Genomic DNA, 22,095 nt, shown 5'->3' on the forward strand with positions numbered 1-22,095 from the left:
GCGATCCGGACAACATGAGGAAACAAGATGAAACTTGAATATATACAGATAAACAATACCGTAAGGAGTGGTCTTAATCCTTTCACTGACGGGGTGATTATTCGTGATACAAAGGTATTGATCACGCTCAATCTCCCGGATGGTTGGAAACCCACTATTGAGGGGGAATGGCGGCATATGTCGGACGCCGACACATTGTCAGATCGTATTAAAATGCTTCAGCATGCGATTTATGAGCGGTATCAGGGATACAGTGCAGATATTCCCGCCAGTTGGGCCAGATAACTTCTGACAGACCTCAGCGGCGAGCAGGACGTTCGCCAGCATCATTCCCCTCTACACTAAGTATTCCCTTTCAGCATGGCCACCGCATCCGCTTCGGGCATCTGGAACTGAACTCGATGACGCGCAGCAACATCAAGTGCGAACACCTTCGTATAGACTTCCGTCGAGCTAATCGATTTGTGGCCCATCAGGCTCTGCAGCACTTTCAGCGGAATACCGGCGTACAGCATGTGCATCGCGTAGGAGTGACGGAACGTATGGGGGGTCACCGGTACTGAGAACGTCACCCCGTCGGCCGCTGCGGCCTCCACCGCTTCGCTAAGCCAGGTGCGAACGGTACGGTCTGTGATCTCCCAGATACGCGCCTTCTCTATTCTGCCGGTGCGCTTGTTTCGTCTTTCCAGCGGAATTTTCAGGGTGGCCACCATCATCTGCAGCTGGCTGACGTACTGGTGATCGGAGAGGGGAACCAGGCGATGGGCCTGACTGCCTGCAGGTGCTCTTCCTGCCGTTCTGGCCGCTTTCTCTGTACGCTGCTTGAGGGTGGCCAGCTGAACAAACGGATACGGTGGAGCCAGCGAAAAATCTCCCCTGGTCAGCGCCAGGGCTTCGTTAATCCGGGCGCCGGTATTCCAGAGCGTCGCCAGCAACATCTTGCGATGAAGATCAGGCACATAGTGGAGCAGGGCACTCACTTCCGGCGCCAGCAGGTATTTCGGCAGCTCATCCTGTACGAGCGCCATCTGTCGCAGGGCCAGTGCCGCCGGATAGTCGACAGCGACCGGCAGCTGCGATGGGATCACACCAGAGTGTACGCCGGGAATGGCCGGAACAGGTACCGTCATTGCGCGTTCTCTGTCCCCGTAAAGCGTTCAAGCCAGGCAACAGCGGCCACGGCGTAGTTTTCGCCGGCGTCGACGTGGATCTGCCCCTGCTGTTCCAGCTGCCGGCCCGTATCGGCCAGTCGGTTTTGCAGGGCCAGCAGGCTGTCGGTCATCGAGGCGTACAGGCAGGCCTGATGGATCTGGCGGGTGAAGTCATCAACGGGCACGCCAACCAGCGCTTTGTCAGGCGTGGGGCGCTGAATACCGTCTTTTTCTGACTGCAGCTGCAGACAGCGTGTCAGCAGTTCAATGGTCTGGTGTGAAACAGAATTGTTGTTATCACTCATATACATATACCTTTATCATTCGGGTTTTCTCTTTTTCGTACAGCATTGACATTTCGTCAAACATCATCACATGACGGGTGCGCTTTCCGCGAAAGATGCGTCTTACCGTGGCAGGGCGGCCATCGAGCCCTGAGAAGTAGCTGAAGGTATGAGGCCTGTCATAATCGATATCTCCGTATCATTGGGTGTTCAGGTAAGTCTGATGGAGTTTCGCACCGTTTCTGGCTGTCAGAAGCTGCCCAGAATACTATTCCATTCGGCGTTACAGTCCAGCAGGTACCGGAGGCGGTTATCTATTCCATCCAGTAAATCTGAAGCCTCCCCCATTTTTTCCCCGAAGCGACGAGTATTAACGTAATGGATCCCCTCGAGGCTGCGGGTGCCGTCATTTCTCCGGGCATAACGGAAATCTGTCGCCCGTTCATCCACCTGGTGAAGAGCTTTAACCACCTCTTTGACGATTTTAAAATCGGAAGGCCGGTAGCTGTCATCAACGTCCAGGATCAGCTTTTGTGCCAGCGGCCATAAGGTATTCAGGTTATGGTCATCTTTTTTGTACTGGCGTTTATCCGGCTCTTCTGTCAGTGCCAGAGCCAGCCCAATAATTTGTTTGATAATGAGTTCGATGTGATGCCTGTAGAGAAACAACACCGGATAAACCAGAAAATCCTGGTCCCGCCCGGATTCATCAATGTGGTTAATCAGAATATCAGCAGCCCGCCTGTAACCTTCGGTGTAAGCTGTACCATGATCCGGCATGTAATTCAGGCAGGCATTATTGTGCCAGTCGCTGTCGCTGGCCAGCAGCCCCGGTTCTGACGTTTTTCCCTTTTTCATTTCAGCTCCAGAATCTTTTAACAGCCCCGGTTCGGTACCTTATCCGGAAATCCCGCACTCAGCTACGGTTGTTCAGCTGCAGCTTTTGCGATCTCATCCACTGCTTCCCTTACCGAAAAGGATAATTTGTCCTTCGGTGAAAACTGCACCCAGTAGCAGAGATGCGATGCCCAGGTCTGGCCATTCTTGCGTGGTTCATAATCAACACTGAATGCGTAAATCACTCTGTTACTCAACTCCCAGTTTGTGACCTCACAGTACCGTGTATAGAGCTCCAGCAGCTCATCAAAGAACTGACCTTCCCGGAGCGGGCCAGATCCCTTTACAGCCTCACGCTGATCCATGAAATAGTCCACAGCGGCTTTTTTGGACGCAAACTCCCTTCCACCGATTTTGACCTTAACGGAACGTCCCATCCTGACCTCCTTTCTGGTTTGCAGGTTAATAATCACTCAGAGCAATTATGATGTGCAGCATCATTCACTGTCACTTAGGTGATTCTCCCTGTCGTAACATTTTCATTATCTAATAATTAGCAACCTTATAACAACACCAGTAAATTACCGGATGCCGGTTTCTGGTGGATCCGACTTTTACGCTATCTGAGACTTTCCGGAAGTGTACCACGGTCAGGAAAGAAGCAAAGCGGTGTTTACTGGCGCGGTGACACCCGCCCGCGCTGAACAGCGCGGGTGCCGCGTAATGGAAAAATAACAGTTTAAATACAGTGTATTGCATCTGATAAATCCGCAGGCATGACCGGACAAAAACGACGCAGAGGGGTGAAGATCCGGGACAACCAATTTCCGGATCCGGATGCCGAAAGCAAACCCCACCCCTCCCGATCATGGCGTTATAGCTCCCAGGTACGGATTTATGTCGACGTATAACAATAATAAATAATGGTTTCACATTGCTAACAGTGTGCATTGTGATATATTGAATCTCATATAGCACTCAATTTTAGGTAATGCTTGATTGCTATCTAACAGCATGCTGCACAACAAAGAGGTCACTATGGCACAGATAAGCTTTCGTATCAGCGATGAGTCAAAAATACGCGCTGACAAGGTTCTCGAGCAGCAGGGTTACAGTGCCGGCAGTTACCTGCAGGGCATTGTGGAGTACATCGCGCAGAATGGCACCCTACCTGTGGTGATCGAATTTCGCCCGGCCGCCTTAAACCCGGAAGAGGTGTTTCAGGAAGCAATTTTCCAGTCCCGTGAGACTTATGTTAACTGGCGGACTTTTTGCCGGAATGAATTACAGGTGAACCAGATGACGCCGCTGGATAAGCTGCGCACGCATATTGATGCAATCAATACGGCATATGAGTTTTATCAGCGAAATGAGTCGGTGATCCGCCAGGCCCCCTCACAAATGGAAAAAATCAATGGCGGGGATCCCTTCCATCCGGAGATGTTCTCGCGTTGCATTGAGTATTTTCCGCCTCTTTTCGGGTACCTGCGTAAGGCCGTAAGCTTTGTCCATATGAACAATCGCCCGGTTCAGCAGGGTGACCTGGACGAAATGAAGCCCGTCTTAGTCCAGGCTGCAAAGGCCATTGATGAGCTGCAGGCGATGGCGAACACCTCGGTCTCCGCAGAGACGCTGGCCCGGTTTATGCTGCGCGATATTCAGGAAGCGCTGAGCTGTGCCATGGAGTCCACACGTAAACACATCTCTTATATGACCGCCCGCTCGTGGCAGCAACGAATGACTCTGGTAGTAGGGGAAGCCGAGAAAAAATATAAGCGACTTGGCACATCGGAACAGGACGTGGCGCTGGCCAGGCTGAGACATGACACCAGACGGCTGGCCACGAAGGTTACAGAGTACGTGGAAACGACATCAGAACCGATGACCGGATTTGATACGAACCTTCTTGACCAGGTGGTGGCGTTTTATAATGAAGTGGTCAGCCTGTCGGGTTATATATCGGCATCCATCCGGACGGATGCCGATCAGCCTGGCAATTCAGGTAACGACAGCGCCTGACTCCGGGAAGAAAAGCATCTGGTGGGCTGAAACGAGAAAAGCCACCCTGAAGGTGGCTTTTCCGGTACTAACTTTAACGCACGGGTCCGAAGAAATCCGCGCCTTAATTTCAGGAGGAAGATCCGATCACCGGTGAACCTGATTACAACCGCCCGGTCTACGGCCTGCAGGCGTCACTGCAACTGCTGCGCCGCGCGTGGGAAGATATGCTGGAGGCGCTGTCCTAGCTCAGTCCGGCACGGCACGGGGCATTTCTGGCCGAAGGTCACCATATCCGTTTCAATTCGCTGGCCACGCTGGATGGATTGCTGAGTTTTACCGGGCGTCAGCAGCTGACGAATGGCCTCATTATCCGGCGCAGCAGAGAAGTGAGGAAACTGTTGCGTGGACTCGGACAGCAAAAAATCATCCGGCTGACCAGCCACTCCCTGATTGTGGCCATTATCGGCCCGGATTTTATCCGGATATGATTGCTGTTGCCGTGAACTGCATAATCTGGCAAATGAAACCGGGTAAGGCCTTCGTTCATGTCAGCGGCCTACTGTCGGCAGCCTTCAGTGACTTAAATGGCCATGCTCCCCGTTCTCCTCTTATGCTGAACTCACTCCAGCGTACTTTTACTGCATCAGCGGAGATGATGATCGCGCTGGACAGCATGATTAAGCAGGGAGAGAACCTGCTGTCGGACCTGAAAATGGATTTTAGTACCTATGAACAAAAGATTAGAAATAAAGTGTATTTGTACAAGCCTTTAAGGAGTAAGTATCTCACTGAGATGGAGAAAGCCTTTCAGCGTATTAATGAAGAATGGAACCTGATGGTGTCCTGCAAAGATAAGCTCCTCTCAGAGGGAAAACATGTAAGGACACTGTTTGTGATCAGAGAAAGCTGACATTTTGTCCATTCTTGAGTTATATCAGTATTAAGCAAATGCCGCCTGTGCGGCTTTTAGTCAACTGGGTGGAACACTGACCAGATCGCCAGTGTCCGCTTCATGAGGATAGAATGGATTAATGCTTAAAGTTCAGCAAAATTATTCAACCATTGCTCTATAGGAAAATTACATTTATTTCAGTAAAAACTCACTCATCTGGCTCTTCTTCATTATTATAACGAATCGAGTTGATAATAATTTTTTCTTCATCACGCCCTGACCCCATTTTTGGGGGTTGGATGAGGCCCACTTTGTTGAGTAACTCGGCCAACGCCCATAAGTCAAAAGTATAAGGAATTTTTCTGAATGTTGCCTGAGGGAGAAGCCCATGATAATTCTCATCGGTAAAACTGTTCAGCACCACACGAAGTGTGTCCTTATCAGCATCTCCGGCAGACAGACAGTTTTTAAGAAGCAACAAGCGCATTCCATCTTCATCCATACCGACGCTCAGCTCTGACAGAGTATGTAATGACAGCAGGTGGTGTTCATCAAGGACTCCAGGTTTGTTATCACGTAACCAGCGTAAAGCATCTGTCTTAATAGTTGCATTGATCTGGCGATGGTTGAAAAGTTTTCGGGCAAGCTCATCATCAAACTTATCTGCAACATAAAAGATTTCATCGGGTTCTTCGAGCAGCATTGCCGGACGCAAGGCAATCAGATTACTCAAAAGCGTATTCATTCTCTGCCTGTAGTTCGGCTCTCTGCTAAGAGCAACATATAACCCAGTGAAAACACAAATTGTCGGCGCAAGTTTATTTTCCACATACAGTATCTCTGCATTACGGAATGGTATAGTTTCAGGAATTTCCGTAATGACTATATCTAAACAGCTCAGAACGGTTAATAACGCACCTTCTGACAAAACTGCTGAACCAAGAAACTTTACAAGGAAATTATTAAAGACCTCGGAGGAAGTAAAAATGATATTGCACGGCGTGAATTCACGGTGTTTATTATTTACCCATTGAACAAGTTCATTAGCTGTATCGATGGTTTTGTCATGCAATAAGTAGACAAAATTCTCAATGCTTGGTGAAATACGGTTATATGAAAGTAACATGCTATATGTGTTATGTTTATTAACTGTGTCATCAGTTGATTTTATTTCACATTTATTATGAATTAACTCAATTTGATCAATACTGAACGTCATGCGGTTCATAATAAGCTCTGCAGAGCTCATAGAAACACTTTCTGAATTAAGCAACTGAGGAATGCGCTCAGTTTCCATTGAGCCTATGAATACAGAGGAAATGAAATCATTTATATTCTCCCATAGGATTTTATCCAGCTCTTTCATCTGGAGAGATTCCAGACAGTGCAGTGGACGACTGGAAAATGATAAGCCATCCTCATCCTCGTTTTTTTTCAGAGTCAAATATATGTTTTCAATGTTGTTGGGCGAGTATTTAAATAAACCTGAAGCGGATATTTTTCTGATCAATTCACGATTTTGACTATCGGTAATAAGTGGAATATATGAAACAGAAAGACTATTACTCTTCAGAGTCTCAAAAAATGCATCGCCATATCCTTCAGGCACTACGATGACAAGTTGGGGTAAAGAGGTAATAAGTGTACCAAAAATCTCTTTTATTTCAGTTGGTTGTCTAAGAATTGTGTTTTTGCTCAGGCACAATAAACAAGCTGTTATTTCCTGAACCATCTCTCTTTGCTCTGATGCACACAAATGCTCCAACAGTTTTTTTAGTATTTTTATATCCGATACAATAATTTCCAGATACCGGAAGCGAATATCTATCGGGAATTCTTTCTGAACCAACATAAGTATGCTAATTGCGCGTTGACTGTTAGTTTGGTTGAGCCAGGTTGCGGTATTATCGGCCAGGGTATCTGGTTCATTATCAATCAACCAGCAGATAACAGCAGGGTGCTGCGCATTCTCCCGTTCAATAACTCCCAGTTTTTTTAAACGAGCAACAACATTTTTGGTGTTTTCCAGCGGTATGGAAAACGACTTAACTACATCATTTCCGGACATTACAGCCTTGATAAATGTATTATCATTTTCGGTCAGTCCTCCGGGCATAAAGATAGAACGAAATGACATGTAATCGGTTGAAAGATATCCACTGGATAATAGGAAATAAATAAAATCAATTTGCTCAACCATACGCTGGTTCGGATCAATGTTGTCATTTACACATATCTTCACCCAATCACTGAATTCAGTTTTCTGCATACGGTTTATAAAATCTGATACCGACTCGGATCTTATCCTTCTTTTGACAGCTTCCAGTGAGATTATATTGTTTTTTATACGCAATATACCATTGCTAATTTTTTCATCAATTAAAACGCACCGTTCTGTATATGATGCTCGGATTAATTCGCTATCCCCAGATCCGGTTCTTATAATATAATGGTTGGAGGCTGGATGAACTGTGTTTATACCCTTACCATTAATTAGTGTCATGAAACAACTTTCATCTTCAACAACCTCTTTCAGACGCCAGGTAATGCCTGTATCTGTGCGGAAGGATAGTATTTCCTGATGGATGTCATTTATATAGGGAGACAGCAACTCTTTACGAAGAGCACTTTTGTGAGTGTTTTTTTCATTTTCTATCAGTTCCAATCTTTCCTGATTTATCAATATTTGTTTGTCTATTTCTAAAATATAACGTTCATGAATACGACGCTCCACATAAGAGTTTATGAAATGAAATACGATACCTCGTTTTTGATCTATTCCATGATAATCTTCAGCACAAAGATTTTTGTAGGCAATCATTGATAATAATTTTGGTATATTCTCACGATTGTTAACAATATTCTGATACAGTCTAAATTCATTGGTTATATTATGCATAACCCGCATATCCGGAATGAATGCCGCTATCCGACTGATACATTCATTTAAACCTACATGTTCTTTTTCTTCTTCAGTAAATTTTTTACTGAAATGATCAGAGGCATTTTCGTTATCCATGACAGGGATAACAGGCATGACAAAATCAAAAAATTTTGTTCGTGACTCAGCAGAACTAAAAAGTTCATCCCTGACAGCATAGATGAATTTAAGCGGTTGCCTATCTGCTAGACAGTTGTTTATTATCTGGTTAATTTCACGGAGTTTAATAAAAATACGATTATTATTAAGACGATCCAAGTCTTCAAAAATGACCACGTCGTATTTTGTTGTATCAAAAAAATAGACGATCTCATCGATATAGACATTCAACAGGGAGGGGGCTGATGCCTTTGCCGTCACAGCTCCTTTGAGGATATCCACTTTATCCAGACTGACTTTTTTGTCAAAGATACCAATGCGGTGCAGTTGGCTCAGCAATAGACATAATGTGCCTGCTACAGATAGAACACCGCCAGGCAGACGCACTAAAAGCGGATGTTCAAGAAGATAACGGCTGAATGCCCCCGGTAGAGAAAACTTCGCTGTTAAGTACTCAGGAGCAAGGAAATAAAGTGATACTAAGGCCATTAGTATTGTTAACGTGAGCTTACTGGTTGATTTCGCTATTTGGCTTAAAGTGACACCAGAAATGCGCTCTATGCGCGAGTAGGGTAATTCATTTTTGTTATGTTTATAAAGAATTTGTTGCAGGATGCTGTATTCAATAGATTTTTCAGTAGTAGCTGAATTTTTTTCATTTTCTAGTGCCTTTTCATCCTCACTTTCTACATCACTATTAGCAGATTTCTGCATATCGAAATCGGCAAGAGAAACAGTTAACACGCGAAGGGTTTCTTCTTTTGATTTACACCATGTTTTAAGTACTGAGCTCTTACCAGCCCCATAAGGCCCGGTGACAGCTATGTTCCTGATATCAGGATGAGTAAAAGCGTAATTCAGTACATCGATGTAGCCACTGGCTTTATCTGACTCCAGTTCTGTTGGAGTCAGAGCTTCATAGCCAACCGCATTTGCTTCAGCGATCTCATTTTTGACAGCGGTTAACCTAAGCCACGGTGTAAACATTATCATTTCGAACCATACCTTTTTTTTCAAGTATTTCACTGGTTTTCTTGGAGAGCTATTGAAACTGTATCCTGCTTAGTAATATGAATTTTTCATTCAGATTAATAAGATACTCTACTTATAATTTTTTTGAAAAGTTGTCTTAAAAAGTAGTCCCCCAGATACGTCAACACCTTCAGCCTTTTATCTCAGCGCTGCAGCAACCGCAAGATCCGACTCAGCCAGAAATCGGATCTGCACGGCGGGAAACCCGCAATGGATATGATAATTTGGCATCTAACATAAAATCATACTTAATATGATATTTAGCATTAACAATTTAATCATATTTGATATCATTATCACCAATTCAGTATGAAATCATTTGAAGTTTGATTTTATACTTAACCGGATATTATCAAACGGGGCGGGCAGGATGGATGACGAAATGATGTTTTCACTCAGCTATGAGCTGCTGGCGCAAAAGACAGAAGAAGAAATCAGGAAATGCGACCTTCGCCAGGACGGTCCGTACTACGTCCAGGAGCTGAACAGGGCCTCAGACATTCTCCGGTTCTGGTTTATCCTCGCGATGAGCGGGTACCCGGACGTGCCGGACATGGACCGCATTGACGCTGACAGACTGCGCCTTGAGGGGCTGATACATGGTCTCAGGGAGACCAGGTCGTGACGGAGAAAACAAGCCGCCGCCCGTCCCCCCTGCAGCGGCGGGTGCTGATTGTGCTGGCCGCCCTCGATGCGAAACGGCCGGGCCCGGTGGCGACGCGGGATATCGAGCGGGTGCTGGAGCAGGGCGGGGACGCCCCGGTGTACGGGCCGAACCTGCGCGCCTCCTGCCGGCGCATGGAAGCCGCGGGCTGGCTGCGCACCCTGCGCGCCCCGAACCTGCAGCTGGCCGTCGAGCTGACGCAGGACGGTCGCTGCATTGCAGAACCGCTCTTCCAGGCAGAACGCGAGGCTGAAACGGCACGAAAACGACTGACAGACGTCCGGCGTCTGCCGTTACGCCAGACGGCTGCCGGTGACGCGGTGGAGCTGCAGCTGGATGACGTCCATTACACCATCAGGGAAGCGGCCTACGTGATCCGTCTGGACGGTACCACCTGCCTGCAGCTGACGGATGCCTGCGGCATACGCCGGATAAAAGAGGGCGATCCCCTGCAGGTGGCCAGCTGGTATCAGGCCTGTTTTGATGCTGGCCTGCCGGTCACCATCCAGGTGAATGAGAGCCGGGACTGACCGACACCACATGCAAGGAATGAGAACAGAAGAATGAAATTAACAGAACCCAAGCTGAATACGCTGATCGATAATCTGAACACCCTGATTTGCGAGGACAGCCTGCTCACGCGCCAGGAGCGTGAAACGCTGGTACTGGCCGTCGCCGCCATCGGCGCCATGAAAGCGCGCGTCGGCTTGAAAAAAGGCGATGCGCCGACCGTTGCCAGACGGGAAAAAAGGGAGAAAAAAGACCGCCAGTCTGATCCGCGTTTTCCGCGAGCCGGTCATCCCTGGCAGGAAGACGAAAAAACCTTACTGAGTGATGCGCTCGATTCTGTACCGGACGAAGAGATTGGCAGGCATCTTTTCTGGCTTTCCGAGAAACTGGGCAGAACGCCTTTCAGTGTTGCTTTCCAGATCGCGGCAATCAGGGAGCTGCAGGACGGCTGGGAGGAGCAGTTCAGGGAGATTTCGGATAACATTCGCTTGTCCGGTCTGAGCATCAGTGATTATCTGAAGCAGAACGGCACGGACCTGAACGCCTGAATGCCATTTTCGTTACAGACAAATTATATAACAGAGGGCAGTGATGAAAACAGCGGTATGGGTAGTGGTGTATTTCGTGCTGTTGTTGCTGAGACATCTGTTCGGCGGCTACCGCCATCTCATGACGCTGCACGACTCAGTTGCCCACTCAAGCGTCGCGATAGCTTTCGCTAATCGCATGTACTGGTGCAATATTTGCCGCTACCAGCGACTGCGATCAGGAAAGTCTTTTTCATTGAGTTTGTTCTTTTATGTGAATTGTTCGCACATCACTCCCCGCATACACTTTGCAGGTATGACGGTTTGGCCGTGGTTCCGATTCTGCAATGCCGCCGTTGGCTAAATTAAAATCCATATGCCCGGATACGGACGCGTTTAGCGTAGCGGGGGAGCCGTCAACCGAGAGGATCATGCAATCCGCATCTATTTCTACGGTGTGCTCGCCAATTTTGTACAGTCGACCAGCGGGCTGGCCATCGTCGGCCATTGCGAACGTAATACCTGCCGCCACTATGGCGGCTATCAGTAAAGTCTTTTTCATAATCTTGCCATTAGCACAAAGGAAATTGTTAATGATGGTCAATTATTGACCTTGACGTACAATAATTTTCGATATCCAAACTAACCCCCTATAGTGTGACATGCAAGATAGCTGCTCTCCAGGACATGCCAAATGAGTGGAAAGATCAGTACCGCAAGGGAGAGCGACGGAGGACTTTACTTTTGCTGCGGGATAAGCGTCCAGCGGATGGTTTCCATCAGAAGTTGATAGTGCACAGACGGGCTTTTATCCAGCCGCAAACCCTTCTCCCAGCATTCATCCGAAAATTTTTCCGCTTCATTACCGTTACGCTCATTAGGCTGCCGGCTCTCAAGCCAGCAGGTCTGTACTTCATGTGCTGTTTTGTTCATGGCCTTAGTCCTTACCTCGTTAGTGGGTGACATCCATGATTTTGCTGTCACGACACGACAAACACATCGACACATGATAAATTAATAATTCAAGTGATTGATATTTAACTTTTGTTAAGTGAGAATCCAGTTCATAAGGGAAATTCTCAATCTATCTTTGATTTAAATGAATATTTTTAATGTAAATATCAACTCATTTCCAGTTAACTTCATGAACTAACATAGAATCCGCTTCTTATGAACATTTTCTGTCAGCTTACTTTACTCCAGTTCATGAACCATTTCCCTGGACTGACCCTACGTTATGCTCAGTTGAGGGCAGGCTGTCATCAGGTTCGATATGAAGGCAGGGATCTCAGACAGGTAGGGCTTTGATACGTCGCCGTCCGTAATACCGCTCACCCGTCCACCACAGTCATCGGCAACAACACGCCCCAGATCCTGCATAAAATTCTGGTGAGCTTCACGACTATCCAGTTCCCCCAAGAGTTAAGGTTTAACGAGAAGACCAGTCATGATCTCGGCCAGCTCATTGGGTAAAATTTGTTTGTTCATAGGGGCTACGGCGTATCTTTTGAGTATACATAAATAAAATGCTTGCAAAACTTCATCGAGCGTAACGAAAACATCGTGTTACTGGGTCCCTCGGGCGTGGGAAAAACGCATCTGGCGATAGCCATGGGCTACGAAGCTGTACGGGCGGGCATCAAGGTTCGCTTCACAACAGCAGCGGACCTGCTGTTACAGCTGTCGACTTCCCAGCGTCAGGGGCGTTACAAAACGACACTCCACCGCGGCGTCATGGCCCCAAAACTGCTCATCATCGACGAAATAGGATATCTGCCGTTCAGTCAGGAGGAAGCCAAGTTGTTCTTCCAGGTCATAGCCAAACGTTACGAGAAGAGCGCGATGATCCTGACCTCTAACCTGCCGTTCGGGCAGTGGGACCAGACGTTCGTCGGGGATGCAGCCCTGACATCGGCGATGCTGGACCGGATCTTACACCACTCACATGTAGTCCAGATAAAAGGAGAGAGCTATCGACTGAAGCAGAAACGAAAGGCCGGGGTTATAGCGGAAGCTAATCCTGAGTAAACAAGGTGGATCAATATTAGACCGTTGGTGGTGACGGTAAGTGGATCACTTTTTACCCGTTGTTGACAGATGACGCCACGTTCAAGCGCATACTGATACACCAGTGAGGCCAGATGGCTTTTCCCCACGCCACTTTCGCCGGCCAACAGGACAGGTAACCCCCGTCCGGGATAGTCCACCGCAGAACGGCAGAGGGACGTCGCTTCTGCAAGGCTGCCCTGATGGCCAATCAATCCGCTGAAAGCATCGTGTGGATTATGACGTACAGTCGCAAAAGAGGGTTTTGCGGCAACATTCCTGATGACAAAGAAGCGAACCGGCCGGGTGTTTTCTTTGCGTAAACGCCCGTCATCACACAACCTGTTCAGATAGTGGCTGACCACACTACGGTTGACCTGCATAAAGTCCGCGCAGTCCTGTGCCGCGAATCCCGAACGGCTTTCAGCGTAATGTGTGATGACTTTATTGAAGAGTTTTTCTTTAGCTGACAGAGCCATAGATCTGTGTCCTAGATGATTAAAACCTAGTGTCGAAATAATCATTGCTCCCGGACACTAAAATATGGTTTAGACGTTGCCTATTTTCTACCCCCACCCATAAAAATGAAATGCTGTTTTGATAATTTTGTGATAAAGCTCTCACTACCTCGTGGATGAAAAATACTCGGATGGAAGAGGAAATACGTGGCATGCTAGTGGCAGAGCGTCTGTCTGGCAGCCATGCAATCCCGGAGCAAACCGCTACTGGGTTCCCTGCATAAGTGGTTGGTGGAGAAAAGTGCGACACTGTCGAAAAAATCCCGGCTGGGCGAGGCGTTCGCTTATGCTCTGAACCAGAGGGATGCGCAGTGCTACTACTGCGATGACGGTCTTGCAGAACCTGATAACAACGCTGCTGAACGTGCGTTACGGGGGCAGTATGCCTGGCATCTTCTTCGGGAGCGATTAAGCTGTATAATCATCCGACCTTCAACTCGTTGATGATACCCCGTGAGGTCTATCTGGCTATTGTACAGGATACATGTATCCGCTTAACGAACAAGAACCTCACGAGCGTCTTGCATCAGGGCCCGAATCGATAACGATTCATCGTGGCCGTTTATAGTACCGCTGTCTCTCCCCTTTATTTTTATTGAAGAGCGATCAGAAAACCGTAAATGCCGGATACAATAACTTCCGTTTCCCAAACGGAGACCTCATTACCAACCACTCTGATCATGCTTATGTTATTTACTCTCGTAGCAAACGCAGACAGTAAAAATATGACACTGACTGCTTCAGGAAAGGGCGTCCATCACCACTACAAAGGGAGCTTGGCTCCCTTTCTCAGCATCATGTTCTTAACTCACTGACTACGCTGTCGCTATGAGGTAAGAAGCGCTTTTGCCCGTTCAAGCACGTTCTCTTTGCTGAAGCCAAAATGCTCAAACAGCACTGCGGCGGGGGCTGATTCGCCGAAGGTCTGCATGCCGATAACCTCCCCGTCGAGTCCAGTATAACGCTGCCAGAAGCCCTCGGTACTGGCTTCTACGGCCAGGCGCTTACGAATGTGCTGGGGTAAAACCGCATCCTTATACGCCTGTTCCTGCCGGTCAAAACGTTCGGTGCACGGCATTGACACGACACGCACCCGGCGGCCTTCGCGGTTCAGTTCGCCAGCAGCATACACCGCCAGCTCGATTTCCGATCCCGCTGACAGAATAATCAGTTCAGGCTCTCCCTCCGGCTCAAGCAAAATATAGCCGCCGCGGCGGACATCCTTTAATTGCTGCTCGCTGCGCGGCTGCTGGGCAAGAGGTTGGCGGGTCATAATCAGCGCCGAGGGTCCATCAGATCGCTCAATCGCCTGCTGCCAGCCGATAGCCGCTTCTACCTGATCGCACCCGCGCCACGTTTCCATATTGGGCGTTAGGCGTAATGAGGCCAGTTGCTCGACCGGTTGATGAGTCGGGCCATCTTCGCCCAGCCCGACAGAATCATGAGTATAAACAAAGATCGAGTGCGCTTTCATTAAGGCCGCCATGCGTACGGCATTGCGGGCATATTCCATAAACATCAGGAACGTGCCGCCATAAGGTAGCAGGCCTCCGTGCAGCGCCATCCCATTCATTATCGCCGACATACCAAATTCGCGTACGCCATAGGAGAGATAATTGCCCGATGGATTTTGATCGGAGAAATCGACCGACAGCTGATGGCGGGTCAGATTGGAAGGAGACAGGTCTGCCGAACCGCCAAATAACTCCGGCAACGACCGGGCAAAGTAGCTCAGACATTTTTGGCTGACCTGGCGGGTGGCCAAGCTGGCTGGATGAGCCTGAAGGTCTCTTATCCAGGCATTGACCTCTTCGTGCCAGCCCTGAGGCAGCTTTCCTTCCATACGGCGCGTAAATTCTTTCGCCAACTCTGGATAATCACGCGCATAAGCAGCAAATTTTTCGTTCCATTCTGCCTCTACTTTCGCGCCGGTCTGTTTTGCATCCCACGCCCGGTAGATTTCATCTGGAATGACAAAGGGTTCGTATGGCCAGTGTAATTCTTTACGCACCAGTGCAACTTCATCCGCACCCAGTGCCGACCCATGGCAGTCATGGCTGTTGGCCTTATTGGGGGAACCAAAACCAATAATTGTCTTACAGCACAGAAGGGATGGTTTATCCGTAACGGCGCGGGCTTCGGTTACCGCTTTATTCACCGCCTCGGCGTTATGACCATCAATGCCTTCGATCACGTGCCAGCCATATGCCCGGAAGCGGGCAGGGGTATCATCGGAGAACCAGGCATCCACATGACCATCGATCGATATTCCATTGTCGTCCCATACGGCGATCAGCTTGCCGAGTTTCAACGTACCGGCCAGGCTACAGGCTTCATGAGAGATCCCCTCCATCAGGCAACCATCCCCCAGGAACAGCCAGGTGTGATGGTCAACGATCTCCCTGCCGGGTTTATTGAACTGAGCCGCCAGCGTTTTTTCCGCAATAGCCATGCCGACCGCATTCGCCACGCCTTGTCCTAATGGGCCGGTAGTGGTTTCAACGCCGGGGGTGTAACCATATTCCGGGTGGCCGGGGGTGCGGGAATGTAGCTGGCGGAAATTTTTCAAATCATTGATGGTCAGGTCATAACCTGTCAGATGCAGCAGTGAGTATTGCAGCATGGAACCGTGCCCGTTTGACTGGACGTAACGATCGCGGTTGAACCATCCTGGGTTAGCCGGGTTGTGACGCAGATGGCCTCGCCAAACCACTTCAGCCACGTCCGCCATTCCCATCGGCGCGCCGGGATGGCCCGAGTTTGCTTTTTGAATGGCATCGATGCTCAGAATACGGATCGCATTAGCGAGTTGTTTATGGTCCATTTTTTTCTCCTGACATTTCACAATAATTAATAACGAGAAATAACCTTCAGCACTTCTGCGACATCGTTAGCGTTAAACAGAGCGTCCAGATCCGTTTCGCTACAGAACAATTCTGAGAGCTGAGTGATGAGATCGATATGCTGGTGCGGGTCACGGGCCGCCAGCAGGAAATGCAGCTTTACTGGGTCAGCCTGATCCGGGAAATTTACCCCGTTTTTAACCAGCAGGAATGCCAGGCCATTTTGATTGACCCCAGTCTCAGGACGGGCGTGCGGCATGGCGATACCGGGTGCCAGCACATAGTAAGGACCATTGCTAAAGGTGCTCTCAATAATGGCCTGCAGGTAGCTTTCCCGGACGGTGCCGTCTGCAATCAGTGGGGCGACAGCTAAGGCAATCGCGCTCTGCCAGTCGCTGACGTCGTCAACGACCGCGATTCTTTCTTCAGTAAGTAATTCTGTAATCATTAACACCCCGTACAGACAAGTTAAAGATGTATAGTCATCTTTAGGATGCTCCTCGACGTGTCCAGACACAAGCGATAAACTCAGCAACATGCTCAGTCAGGTTGGGCTAAATGAAGAGTTGTTAACCAGGTCACAATTATCGTGATGGCGGGGAACAGCCTGAACTGCAAAATAACCTTTGAAACCAGCTGACAAGCGCGCAGGCAGACAGGGATACCATTGATGGCCGATAACATTACTGAGAAGCAACAAGAGGTAATTGACTACATCTTTAAGAAAATTAAGGATGATGAGTTGCTGCCTGGAGATAAGCTCGACACGGAAATTGCGATTGCAAAAGCGTTAAAGCTGACCAGAGCCACGGTAAGGGAAGCCACGCGAATCCTTATTGAACAGGAAAGGATCTATCGAATTAAAGGGTCTGGCCTGTACATCGGTTCGATTGGCAAGAGCAACCATTCCGGTAAATTTCATGCACTTTCACCTTTTGACTATCAGGCGCAAAAAAGCGGTCATAAAGGGATAAGAAAGGTGATTTCAGCCAGCATTATCAAGGTGCCTGATGCTGCAATGGCACAAGCGCTGCGCATCAAAAACAGCGATTCAGTTTACAAAATACTGCGCCTGATGTGTTTTGATGATATCCCCGTCTCGCTGGAGTACATCCATTTCCCGGCGACGCTGTTTAGCTCAATGGAGTTTAAAGAGCTGGAAATCTCCAAGTATTCCTACATCGAGAGGATTACCGGGAAGGGGGTACAGCGGCGTGCGCAAAATGTCCGCGCTTTCAATGCTACTGATGAAGAGATGATCAGGCTGCTGAACATCCAACCTCATGATGCGATGATGGAACTGTATGAGGTGGTATATCTGGATGACGGCACGCCTTTTGAGGTCAATATCTCGATTGTTAATACTAACATCCTGCATTTAAAACAGATTTCTGAGCGTTCCGAATAAAAAATGAGAGCCGGTAAATGCTCTCATTATCATCAGATGTCTGAACAGAGGGGGCCAGGATCAGGCATGGCTACCCAGTAAGACTTTAAGCTTGCCGTCAAGGCTCCCTGAGGTAGCTTTCTGGAACGCATCGGCTGCCTCAGCCAGATCGTAAACTTTCGGGTAAACAATCTGTTGCAGTGCATCGGCAATCTCTTTTTGCCTGATGGCCGTCGCGCTTTTTTCAAGATCGTCGCTGTTATACATATGGCTGGAGGTGATGGTGATCTCTGAAGACATGATCTCATGCAGGCCAATGGTGGAACCTGAGGTGTACTGACCAATGATCACGATATGCTCAGGCTTGCGATTAGCCGCCACCAACGCTTGCAACACCGGATAGTAGCCCGTGCATTCAAACGCAACAGGGCGCTTGCGCAGGTTCACGGCATCCACTTCCTCAATCGAGGCATAGACGGTAAAGCCTAGGCGCTGTAACAGTTCGATTCGCTTCGCGTCTTTCTCTACTACCAGCGGATTGGCATGATGAATATGCTTAAGTACCAAAGCGGTCATTACGCCGATAGTTCCTCCTCCGGTGACGATGACCGGCGTATTGACCAGATCACGGTAATGGACAAGAGAAACGGCGTGATAGCCCACGGCAAAGGGTTCGATCATTGCCGCCAGCTTCATATCAATCCGGGCGTCTAATTTAATCAGTTGCTCAGTCCCCACGGCCAGCGATTCGCACATGGTGCCATCCAGCCTGAAGCCCATCACCTTGCGACTGACCCGACAGATATTCGGCTGATTATCCAGGCAGTTAAAACACTCACCGCAGCCAACCAGTGGATTAATGGCTACCTTATCACCCACCTTAAACTTCGGTGATGAGCCGTTAATTTCCCTGATAATCCCGACAGATTCATGGCCCTGAATAAAATTTGTTGGTGGCTTTAAGGAAGGATGATGCCCCAGATAAAAATGCATATCTGAACCACAAATTCCACTGTAGGCGATATCTACCAGCGCTTGCCCGGGGGCGGCTACTGGTGCGGGGAGATCAAAAATTTCGATCTCTTTGATAGCGGTGATTTTTACGCTTTTCATGACCAACTCCTGCGTTTAAACGGCCCTGAAGGGCCGGGATAACCTAGGCATTTGACAGGGTATTTTCTGAAGTATCCAGCGCCAGCTTTTTCATCTCTTGCAATAGTTCTTCAAGACGAGGATCTCCGAGGTAATTTTTTATCTCGATAATCGGTACGTCCTTGCTCATCCGCACGCGTTCGGCAAGATTCTGATGCACTACCACCAGGTCTGCTTCATCAGGGATACTCTCGATAGCAAAATGTTTGACCGTAATCTCATAGGGGAGGCCTAATTTTTGCAGTTTCTTACGGAAGGTGGTGGCGCCCATAGCGCTGGAACCCGCGCCGGCATCACAGGCGAAGGCAATAAACCGTAAGCTACTGACCGGAACCGCTCTTTCTTTGTCGCGGCTTGAGGTTGCCTGAATTTCTTGTTTCGCGTTGGCATAGGCTTCGCTCATCCCAGCGGCTTTGGTCGTTTGCATGATCTCCTGAGAGGAAGAGAAACTGTCGTTTTCCTCCGCTGAGCGATCAAATTTCAGCACGATGCTGGCACCGATAAAGGTCACAATCGCTGCCGATCCAATGCCGCTGAGCGTGGCGAGGAATTTACCCGGAGGGGTCAGCGCCATAAAGGCAAAAATAGAGCCAGGGGTCGCACCGGCCACCAGTCCGGCATGCATCAGCGAGAAGACTTCAATCCCTGCGGCAGAGCCTATCATCAGGGGAATAATCATTAACGGCTTCATATAAACGTACGGGAAGTACATTTCATGAATGCCGCCGAAGATATGGATGATGGTAGCGGCCGGGGCGGATTTTTTCGCCATCCCTTTACCGAATAAACAGAATGCCAGCAGCAGTCCAAGGCCAGGACCAGGGCTGGCAAACACCATGAAGAAGATAGAGCTGCCGTTGACCGCGGCATCTTTCATCCCCAGTTGGTAGAAGATGGCCTGATCGATGGCATTATTCAGGAACAGCACTCTGGTTGGTTCGATCAGTAAGGCCAGCGTCGGCAGATAGCCTGTTTTTAACAGGCTATCAATTGCATAAGCGATAACGTTGGTGATCGCCAGCATAAACGGGCCAATAAATTCATAACCCAGCAGCGCCAGCACCATGCCGGCAAGGCCCATGGCAAAGTTCTGCACCACGTTTTCCAGCCCCGCCGGAATGCGATTCTCAAGCAGACGATCGATATATTTGCTAACCAGCCCTCCCAGCGGCCCCATCGCCATTGCGCCAAGCAGCATGGGGACATTGGTCCCTACAATCACACCCATGGTGCCAACGGTGCCAATTACTGCACCGCGTTTACCGCCCACCATGTTACCCCCGGTATAGCCAACCAGCATCGGCAGCATGTAGCGGATCATTGGTTCGACAAGAGAACCAAATTCTTTGTTTGGCAGCCAACCGGCTGGAATAAACAGCGCGGTGATAAACCCCCAGGCCATGAATGCGCCTATATTGGGGATGACCATAGCGGTGAGAAAGCCGCCGAAGCTTTGCATTCTCGCGCGTAGGGATGTCTTGTTCATAGTGGTTATCCTGTTATGTTGTCATCAACACTGACTCGTAACCTGGTGTCGACGTGGGTAGGGTCGCGGCATGTTATCTGTTCAGAGTAAGATTTTGTTAATAAGACTGTACAAGATAAAGATGTCTAGTCATCTTTGATGTTACGCTTTACCTAAGGGCTTTCAATAGCAATCTAAACTCTTCGGGCGCTTTTTTCTGAAGATGCCGGAATGGTCACATTTTACGTTTTTCTCTGAAAACGAGTTTGACGACGGGGAATCGGCTGACGGTGACCACTAAGAAAGTGTGTCGTCCGTCGCTGCTGCAGAGACGGGGGCTGATTATGCTGGCAGCCCTCGATACGAAATGCCCGGGCCGGTGGCCACGCGGGATATTGAACGGTGGTTACTGGAGCAGTGTGGGGACACCTCGGTATACGTCACCAAACTGCGCGCCTCCTGCCGTCGTATTGGCAGCCCCCTGAGCGCTCCGAACCTGCAGCTGGTTGTCGAGCTGACAGACACTGATAGGAACCATAAATGCGTTCACCGAATTTACTGCCTGCTGAAACTGAATTTTCGTCTGGAGGGGTAGGTAGCATTCATAACCGCTCCAGAGGAGATGGATGCACGGCATCTCTATGTTGCCATGACGCGCGGCTAAGCAAACCTGGTCATTTGTTCGACATCACCAGTGATTACGCCGAGTTAATTAGCTGTTCCAATAAATTATAGTGTTAACTAATAGAGATGTTTTCTTTGAAAACCTCTTCAGAAATCTGGTTTTTTATTCTACCAATTGCGCTAATTTTGCCCATTAAACGAAAAGCCTGCTTATTAAGTTCATCTGAAATTGTCATGAACTCCAGTTCATGTTCTGGGAAATCGATGATAATTTCGTCAAATACCTCTTTCTCACCAATTACTTGAGCAAGTTCGGTTTCATATCTGATTCTGTGACGGTTCAGTTTCATTGCATAGCTGTTTTTTAAAACCTCATCGGTATTACTCGCTTTCAGTTCATTATTTAGGCTTTCTGTCTGAGACTTTAGAAACGATGCAGAACCCCACATCTCAGAAGCAATTTCAAGGAATTGGTTAGTTAATGTGTATTCAAATTGGTTGATACTTTTCATCTTTTTTCTGACGAGTAAGCCTTTTTTGGTCATCTTCTGGAATTGGTGATATACAAAAGTTCTAGCATTACCGGCATTTTTTTGACTAAAAATTCACCGACAACAATAGATGCAATTTCATTAACTGTGAAGCTATCTCTATCTGCCTTTTTGATCGCAGCATAAATATAAGCTTCAGCATTGGCTACCCGAGTATTCATAACGATATGGTTCTGTAAACATGAATGCCCATTTTCCAGATAATGAAAAAAGGCTGTCAGTTCATCAATGGCGATCAGTGGATTGTGGTTCGAGGAATAGAAACTGAAGCAAAACGTCACGCCATGTTTCTGGTACCAGAATTCATAGAAAAACTTGATCGCTTGAAGTGAAGCGGATTGGGTAGCTGCTGTACGCAAAGCCAGGTGGTCTACAAGATATTGTAACGGGTACAAAAGCGCAGGCATGTATGAGTATCCATCAGGACCCATAGGCGCTGCCGTTGGTTGACATTGAACTGTGCGAGTACGAACATGCGGTATTTATCCTTACAAATAGTAAGCGTATGAATAAAATAACCGGCAAACATAACGCGTAGCAAGGAGAAGATGAAGTGTAGGGTAAGTGTATG

Annotated in this window: 21 protein-coding genes and 4 pseudogenes; 10 read left to right on the forward strand and 15 right to left on the reverse strand. The window is 48.3% G+C overall.

Features of this window, described 5'->3' with window-relative positions; translation table 11 throughout:
* Nucleotides 1-27: 27 nt before the first annotated feature.
* Nucleotides 28-285 carry a hypothetical protein gene (locus GRPL_RS00615; protein WP_032700766.1) on the forward strand — a complete coding sequence of 86 codons (258 nt, stop codon included), beginning with the start codon at nucleotides 28-30 and terminating at the stop codon, nucleotides 283-285.
* 56 nt (nucleotides 286-341) lie between these two features.
* Here GRPL_RS00615 and GRPL_RS00610 read toward each other — a convergent pair whose 3' ends face one another.
* The 4 genes from GRPL_RS00610 to GRPL_RS00595 all read right to left on the reverse strand — a co-directional run bounded on the left by GRPL_RS00610 (nucleotide 342) and on the right by GRPL_RS00595 (nucleotide 2,709).
* Nucleotides 342-1,130, reverse strand: coding sequence for a site-specific integrase (locus GRPL_RS00610; protein WP_047722707.1), 789 nt, complete (start codon nucleotides 1,128-1,130; stop codon nucleotides 342-344).
* The gene (locus tag GRPL_RS00605; RefSeq protein WP_032700767.1) at nucleotides 1,127-1,456 is read right to left on the reverse strand and encodes a hypothetical protein; all 330 of its coding nucleotides are present in this window, start codon (nucleotides 1,454-1,456) and stop codon (nucleotides 1,127-1,129) included. The genes GRPL_RS00610 and GRPL_RS00605 overlap by 4 nt, the downstream gene beginning before the upstream one ends.
* A gap of 228 nt (nucleotides 1,457-1,684) precedes the next feature.
* Nucleotides 1,685-2,293, reverse strand: coding sequence for a hypothetical protein (locus GRPL_RS00600; protein ID WP_032700768.1), 609 nt, complete (start codon nucleotides 2,291-2,293; stop codon nucleotides 1,685-1,687).
* Between the two features lie 62 nt (nucleotides 2,294-2,355).
* Entirely contained in the window at nucleotides 2,356-2,709 is a 354-nt protein-coding gene (locus GRPL_RS00595; protein ID WP_032700769.1) for a hypothetical protein, read from the reverse strand.
* Between the two features lie 601 nt (nucleotides 2,710-3,310).
* Between GRPL_RS00595 and GRPL_RS00590 the strand changes: the two genes are divergently transcribed.
* The gene (locus GRPL_RS00590) at nucleotides 3,311-4,291 is read left to right on the forward strand and encodes a type II toxin-antitoxin system RelB/DinJ family antitoxin (RefSeq protein WP_032700770.1); all 981 of its coding nucleotides are present in this window, start codon (nucleotides 3,311-3,313) and stop codon (nucleotides 4,289-4,291) included.
* A gap of 173 nt (nucleotides 4,292-4,464) precedes the next feature.
* On the opposite strand, the gene GRPL_RS27945 is transcribed toward GRPL_RS00590, so the two are convergent.
* Nucleotides 4,465-4,716 carry a hypothetical protein gene (locus tag GRPL_RS27945; protein ID WP_032700771.1) on the reverse strand — a complete coding sequence of 84 codons (252 nt, stop codon included), beginning with the start codon at nucleotides 4,714-4,716 and terminating at the stop codon, nucleotides 4,465-4,467.
* 41 nt (nucleotides 4,717-4,757) lie between these two features.
* On the opposite strand from GRPL_RS27945, the gene GRPL_RS27950 reads away from it, so the two are divergent.
* Nucleotides 4,758-5,183: a hypothetical protein gene (locus tag GRPL_RS27950; RefSeq protein ID WP_032700772.1), complete on the forward strand. Its 426-nt coding sequence runs from the start codon at nucleotides 4,758-4,760 to the stop codon at nucleotides 5,181-5,183.
* Between the two features lie 190 nt (nucleotides 5,184-5,373).
* On the opposite strand, the gene GRPL_RS00575 is transcribed toward GRPL_RS27950, so the two are convergent.
* A complete protein-coding gene (locus GRPL_RS00575; RefSeq protein WP_228134588.1) occupies nucleotides 5,374-9,231 on the reverse strand; it encodes a YobI family P-loop NTPase in 3,858 nt (1,285 codons plus the stop codon).
* Nucleotides 9,232-9,619: 388 nt separating this feature from the next.
* Between GRPL_RS00575 and GRPL_RS00570 the strand changes: the two genes are divergently transcribed.
* The 3 genes from GRPL_RS00570 to GRPL_RS00560 are packed head-to-tail and all read left to right on the forward strand — an operon-like array spanning nucleotide 9,620 to nucleotide 10,959.
* The gene (locus GRPL_RS00570; RefSeq protein WP_394853042.1) at nucleotides 9,620-9,862 is read left to right on the forward strand and encodes a hypothetical protein; all 243 of its coding nucleotides are present in this window, start codon (nucleotides 9,620-9,622) and stop codon (nucleotides 9,860-9,862) included.
* A 50-nt stretch (nucleotides 9,863-9,912) separates the two neighbouring features.
* A complete protein-coding gene (locus GRPL_RS00565; protein WP_050500341.1) occupies nucleotides 9,913-10,431 on the forward strand; it encodes a hypothetical protein in 519 nt (172 codons plus the stop codon).
* A 33-nt stretch (nucleotides 10,432-10,464) separates the two neighbouring features.
* Complete coding sequence (locus GRPL_RS00560) at nucleotides 10,465-10,959, forward strand: hypothetical protein (RefSeq protein ID WP_032700775.1); 495 nt, start codon at nucleotides 10,465-10,467, stop codon at nucleotides 10,957-10,959.
* A gap of 232 nt (nucleotides 10,960-11,191) precedes the next feature.
* Here GRPL_RS00560 and GRPL_RS00555 read toward each other — a convergent pair whose 3' ends face one another.
* Nucleotides 11,192-11,542, reverse strand: a complete 351-nt coding sequence (locus GRPL_RS00555; protein WP_167878626.1) for a hypothetical protein — start codon at nucleotides 11,540-11,542, stop codon at nucleotides 11,192-11,194.
* A gap of 134 nt (nucleotides 11,543-11,676) precedes the next feature.
* Complete coding sequence (locus GRPL_RS27955; RefSeq protein WP_032700776.1) at nucleotides 11,677-11,871, reverse strand: hypothetical protein; 195 nt, start codon at nucleotides 11,869-11,871, stop codon at nucleotides 11,677-11,679.
* 603 nt (nucleotides 11,872-12,474) lie between these two features.
* Here GRPL_RS27955 and istB point away from each other — a divergent pair.
* A pseudogene (gene istB / locus GRPL_RS00545) lies at nucleotides 12,475-12,966 on the forward strand (IS21-like element ISSen3 family helper ATPase IstB); the annotation flags it as partial.
* Here istB and GRPL_RS27345 read toward each other — a convergent pair.
* A complete protein-coding gene (locus GRPL_RS27345) occupies nucleotides 12,909-13,463 on the reverse strand; it encodes a sigma 54-interacting transcriptional regulator (RefSeq protein ID WP_152632230.1) in 555 nt (184 codons plus the stop codon). The pseudogene istB and the gene GRPL_RS27345 overlap by 58 nt on opposite strands.
* Before the next feature lie 170 nt (nucleotides 13,464-13,633).
* Here GRPL_RS27345 and GRPL_RS27350 point away from each other — a divergent pair.
* A pseudogene (locus tag GRPL_RS27350) lies at nucleotides 13,634-13,877 on the forward strand (IS66 family transposase); the annotation flags it as partial.
* A gap of 451 nt (nucleotides 13,878-14,328) precedes the next feature.
* Here GRPL_RS27350 and tkt read toward each other — a convergent pair.
* On the reverse strand, nucleotides 14,329-16,326 hold the full coding sequence (gene tkt, locus GRPL_RS00540; protein ID WP_012539951.1) for a transketolase: 1,998 nt from the start codon (nucleotides 16,324-16,326) through the stop codon (nucleotides 14,329-14,331).
* 26 nt (nucleotides 16,327-16,352) lie between these two features.
* Nucleotides 16,353-16,793, reverse strand: coding sequence for a PTS sugar transporter subunit IIA (locus GRPL_RS00535; protein ID WP_032700778.1), 441 nt, complete (start codon nucleotides 16,791-16,793; stop codon nucleotides 16,353-16,355).
* Between the two features lie 222 nt (nucleotides 16,794-17,015).
* Here GRPL_RS00535 and GRPL_RS00530 point away from each other — a divergent pair, with 222 nt between their 5' ends.
* Nucleotides 17,016-17,753 (forward strand): GntR family transcriptional regulator, encoded by a 738-nt coding sequence (locus GRPL_RS00530; RefSeq protein WP_032700779.1) that lies wholly within the window; start codon nucleotides 17,016-17,018, stop codon nucleotides 17,751-17,753.
* A gap of 60 nt (nucleotides 17,754-17,813) precedes the next feature.
* Here the strand turns inward: GRPL_RS00530 and GRPL_RS26325 are convergent, their stop codons facing one another.
* Together GRPL_RS26325 and GRPL_RS00525 are read right to left on the reverse strand one after the other, a co-directional pair.
* Entirely contained in the window at nucleotides 17,814-18,845 is a 1,032-nt protein-coding gene (locus GRPL_RS26325) for a zinc-dependent alcohol dehydrogenase (protein WP_012540007.1), read from the reverse strand.
* 43 nt (nucleotides 18,846-18,888) lie between these two features.
* Nucleotides 18,889-20,370, reverse strand: a complete 1,482-nt coding sequence (locus tag GRPL_RS00525; RefSeq protein WP_012539970.1) for a PTS mannitol transporter subunit IIBC — start codon at nucleotides 20,368-20,370, stop codon at nucleotides 18,889-18,891.
* Between the two features lie 323 nt (nucleotides 20,371-20,693).
* Here GRPL_RS00525 and GRPL_RS28625 point away from each other — a divergent pair.
* Nucleotides 20,694-20,881, forward strand: a pseudogene (locus GRPL_RS28625) (hypothetical protein); the annotation flags it as partial.
* Nucleotides 20,882-21,086: 205 nt separating this feature from the next.
* Here GRPL_RS28625 and GRPL_RS0126125 read toward each other — a convergent pair.
* Both GRPL_RS0126125 and GRPL_RS28525 read right to left on the reverse strand, forming a co-directional pair.
* The gene (locus GRPL_RS0126125) at nucleotides 21,087-21,485 is read right to left on the reverse strand and encodes a VspR family transcription factor (RefSeq protein ID WP_123809115.1); all 399 of its coding nucleotides are present in this window, start codon (nucleotides 21,483-21,485) and stop codon (nucleotides 21,087-21,089) included.
* Nucleotides 21,486-21,709: 224 nt separating this feature from the next.
* A pseudogene (locus GRPL_RS28525) lies at nucleotides 21,710-21,999 on the reverse strand (site-specific integrase); the annotation flags it as partial.
* Between the last annotated feature and the right edge of the window lie 96 nt (nucleotides 22,000-22,095).

The sequence above is a fragment of the Klebsiella planticola ATCC 33531 genome (assembly GCF_000735435.1).
Lineage (GTDB): Bacteria > Pseudomonadota > Gammaproteobacteria > Enterobacterales > Enterobacteriaceae > Klebsiella > Klebsiella planticola.

Bases quoted from the DNA above. Each gene is read 5' to 3' on its own strand.
- GRPL_RS00615 (WP_032700766.1), top strand. From the start codon at position 28: ATGAAACTTGAATATATACAGATAAACAATACCGTAAGGAGTGGTCTT.
- GRPL_RS00610 (WP_047722707.1), bottom strand. From the start codon at position 1,130: ATGACGGTACCTGTTCCGGCCATTCCCGGCGTACACTCTGGTGTGATC.
- GRPL_RS00605 (WP_032700767.1), bottom strand. From the start codon at position 1,456: ATGAGTGATAACAACAATTCTGTTTCACACCAGACCATTGAACTGCTG.
- GRPL_RS00600 (WP_032700768.1), bottom strand. From the start codon at position 2,293: ATGAAAAAGGGAAAAACGTCAGAACCGGGGCTGCTGGCCAGCGACAGC.
- GRPL_RS00595 (WP_032700769.1), bottom strand. From the start codon at position 2,709: ATGGGACGTTCCGTTAAGGTCAAAATCGGTGGAAGGGAGTTTGCGTCC.
- GRPL_RS00590 (WP_032700770.1), top strand. From the start codon at position 3,311: ATGGCACAGATAAGCTTTCGTATCAGCGATGAGTCAAAAATACGCGCT.
- GRPL_RS27950 (WP_032700772.1), top strand. From the start codon at position 4,758: ATGATTGCTGTTGCCGTGAACTGCATAATCTGGCAAATGAAACCGGGT.
- GRPL_RS00570 (WP_394853042.1), top strand. From the start codon at position 9,620: ATGATGTTTTCACTCAGCTATGAGCTGCTGGCGCAAAAGACAGAAGAA.
- GRPL_RS00560 (WP_032700775.1), top strand. From the start codon at position 10,465: ATGAAATTAACAGAACCCAAGCTGAATACGCTGATCGATAATCTGAAC.
- GRPL_RS27955 (WP_032700776.1), bottom strand. From the start codon at position 11,871: ATGAACAAAACAGCACATGAAGTACAGACCTGCTGGCTTGAGAGCCGG.
- GRPL_RS27345 (WP_152632230.1), bottom strand. From the start codon at position 13,463: ATGGCTCTGTCAGCTAAAGAAAAACTCTTCAATAAAGTCATCACACAT.
- tkt (WP_012539951.1), bottom strand. From the start codon at position 16,326: ATGGACCATAAACAACTCGCTAATGCGATCCGTATTCTGAGCATCGAT.
- GRPL_RS00535 (WP_032700778.1), bottom strand. From the start codon at position 16,793: ATGATTACAGAATTACTTACTGAAGAAAGAATCGCGGTCGTTGACGAC.
- GRPL_RS00530 (WP_032700779.1), top strand. From the start codon at position 17,016: ATGGCCGATAACATTACTGAGAAGCAACAAGAGGTAATTGACTACATC.
- GRPL_RS26325 (WP_012540007.1), bottom strand. From the start codon at position 18,845: ATGAAAAGCGTAAAAATCACCGCTATCAAAGAGATCGAAATTTTTGAT.
- GRPL_RS00525 (WP_012539970.1), bottom strand. From the start codon at position 20,370: ATGAACAAGACATCCCTACGCGCGAGAATGCAAAGCTTCGGCGGCTTT.
- GRPL_RS0126125 (WP_123809115.1), bottom strand. From the start codon at position 21,485: ATGAAAAGTATCAACCAATTTGAATACACATTAACTAACCAATTCCTT.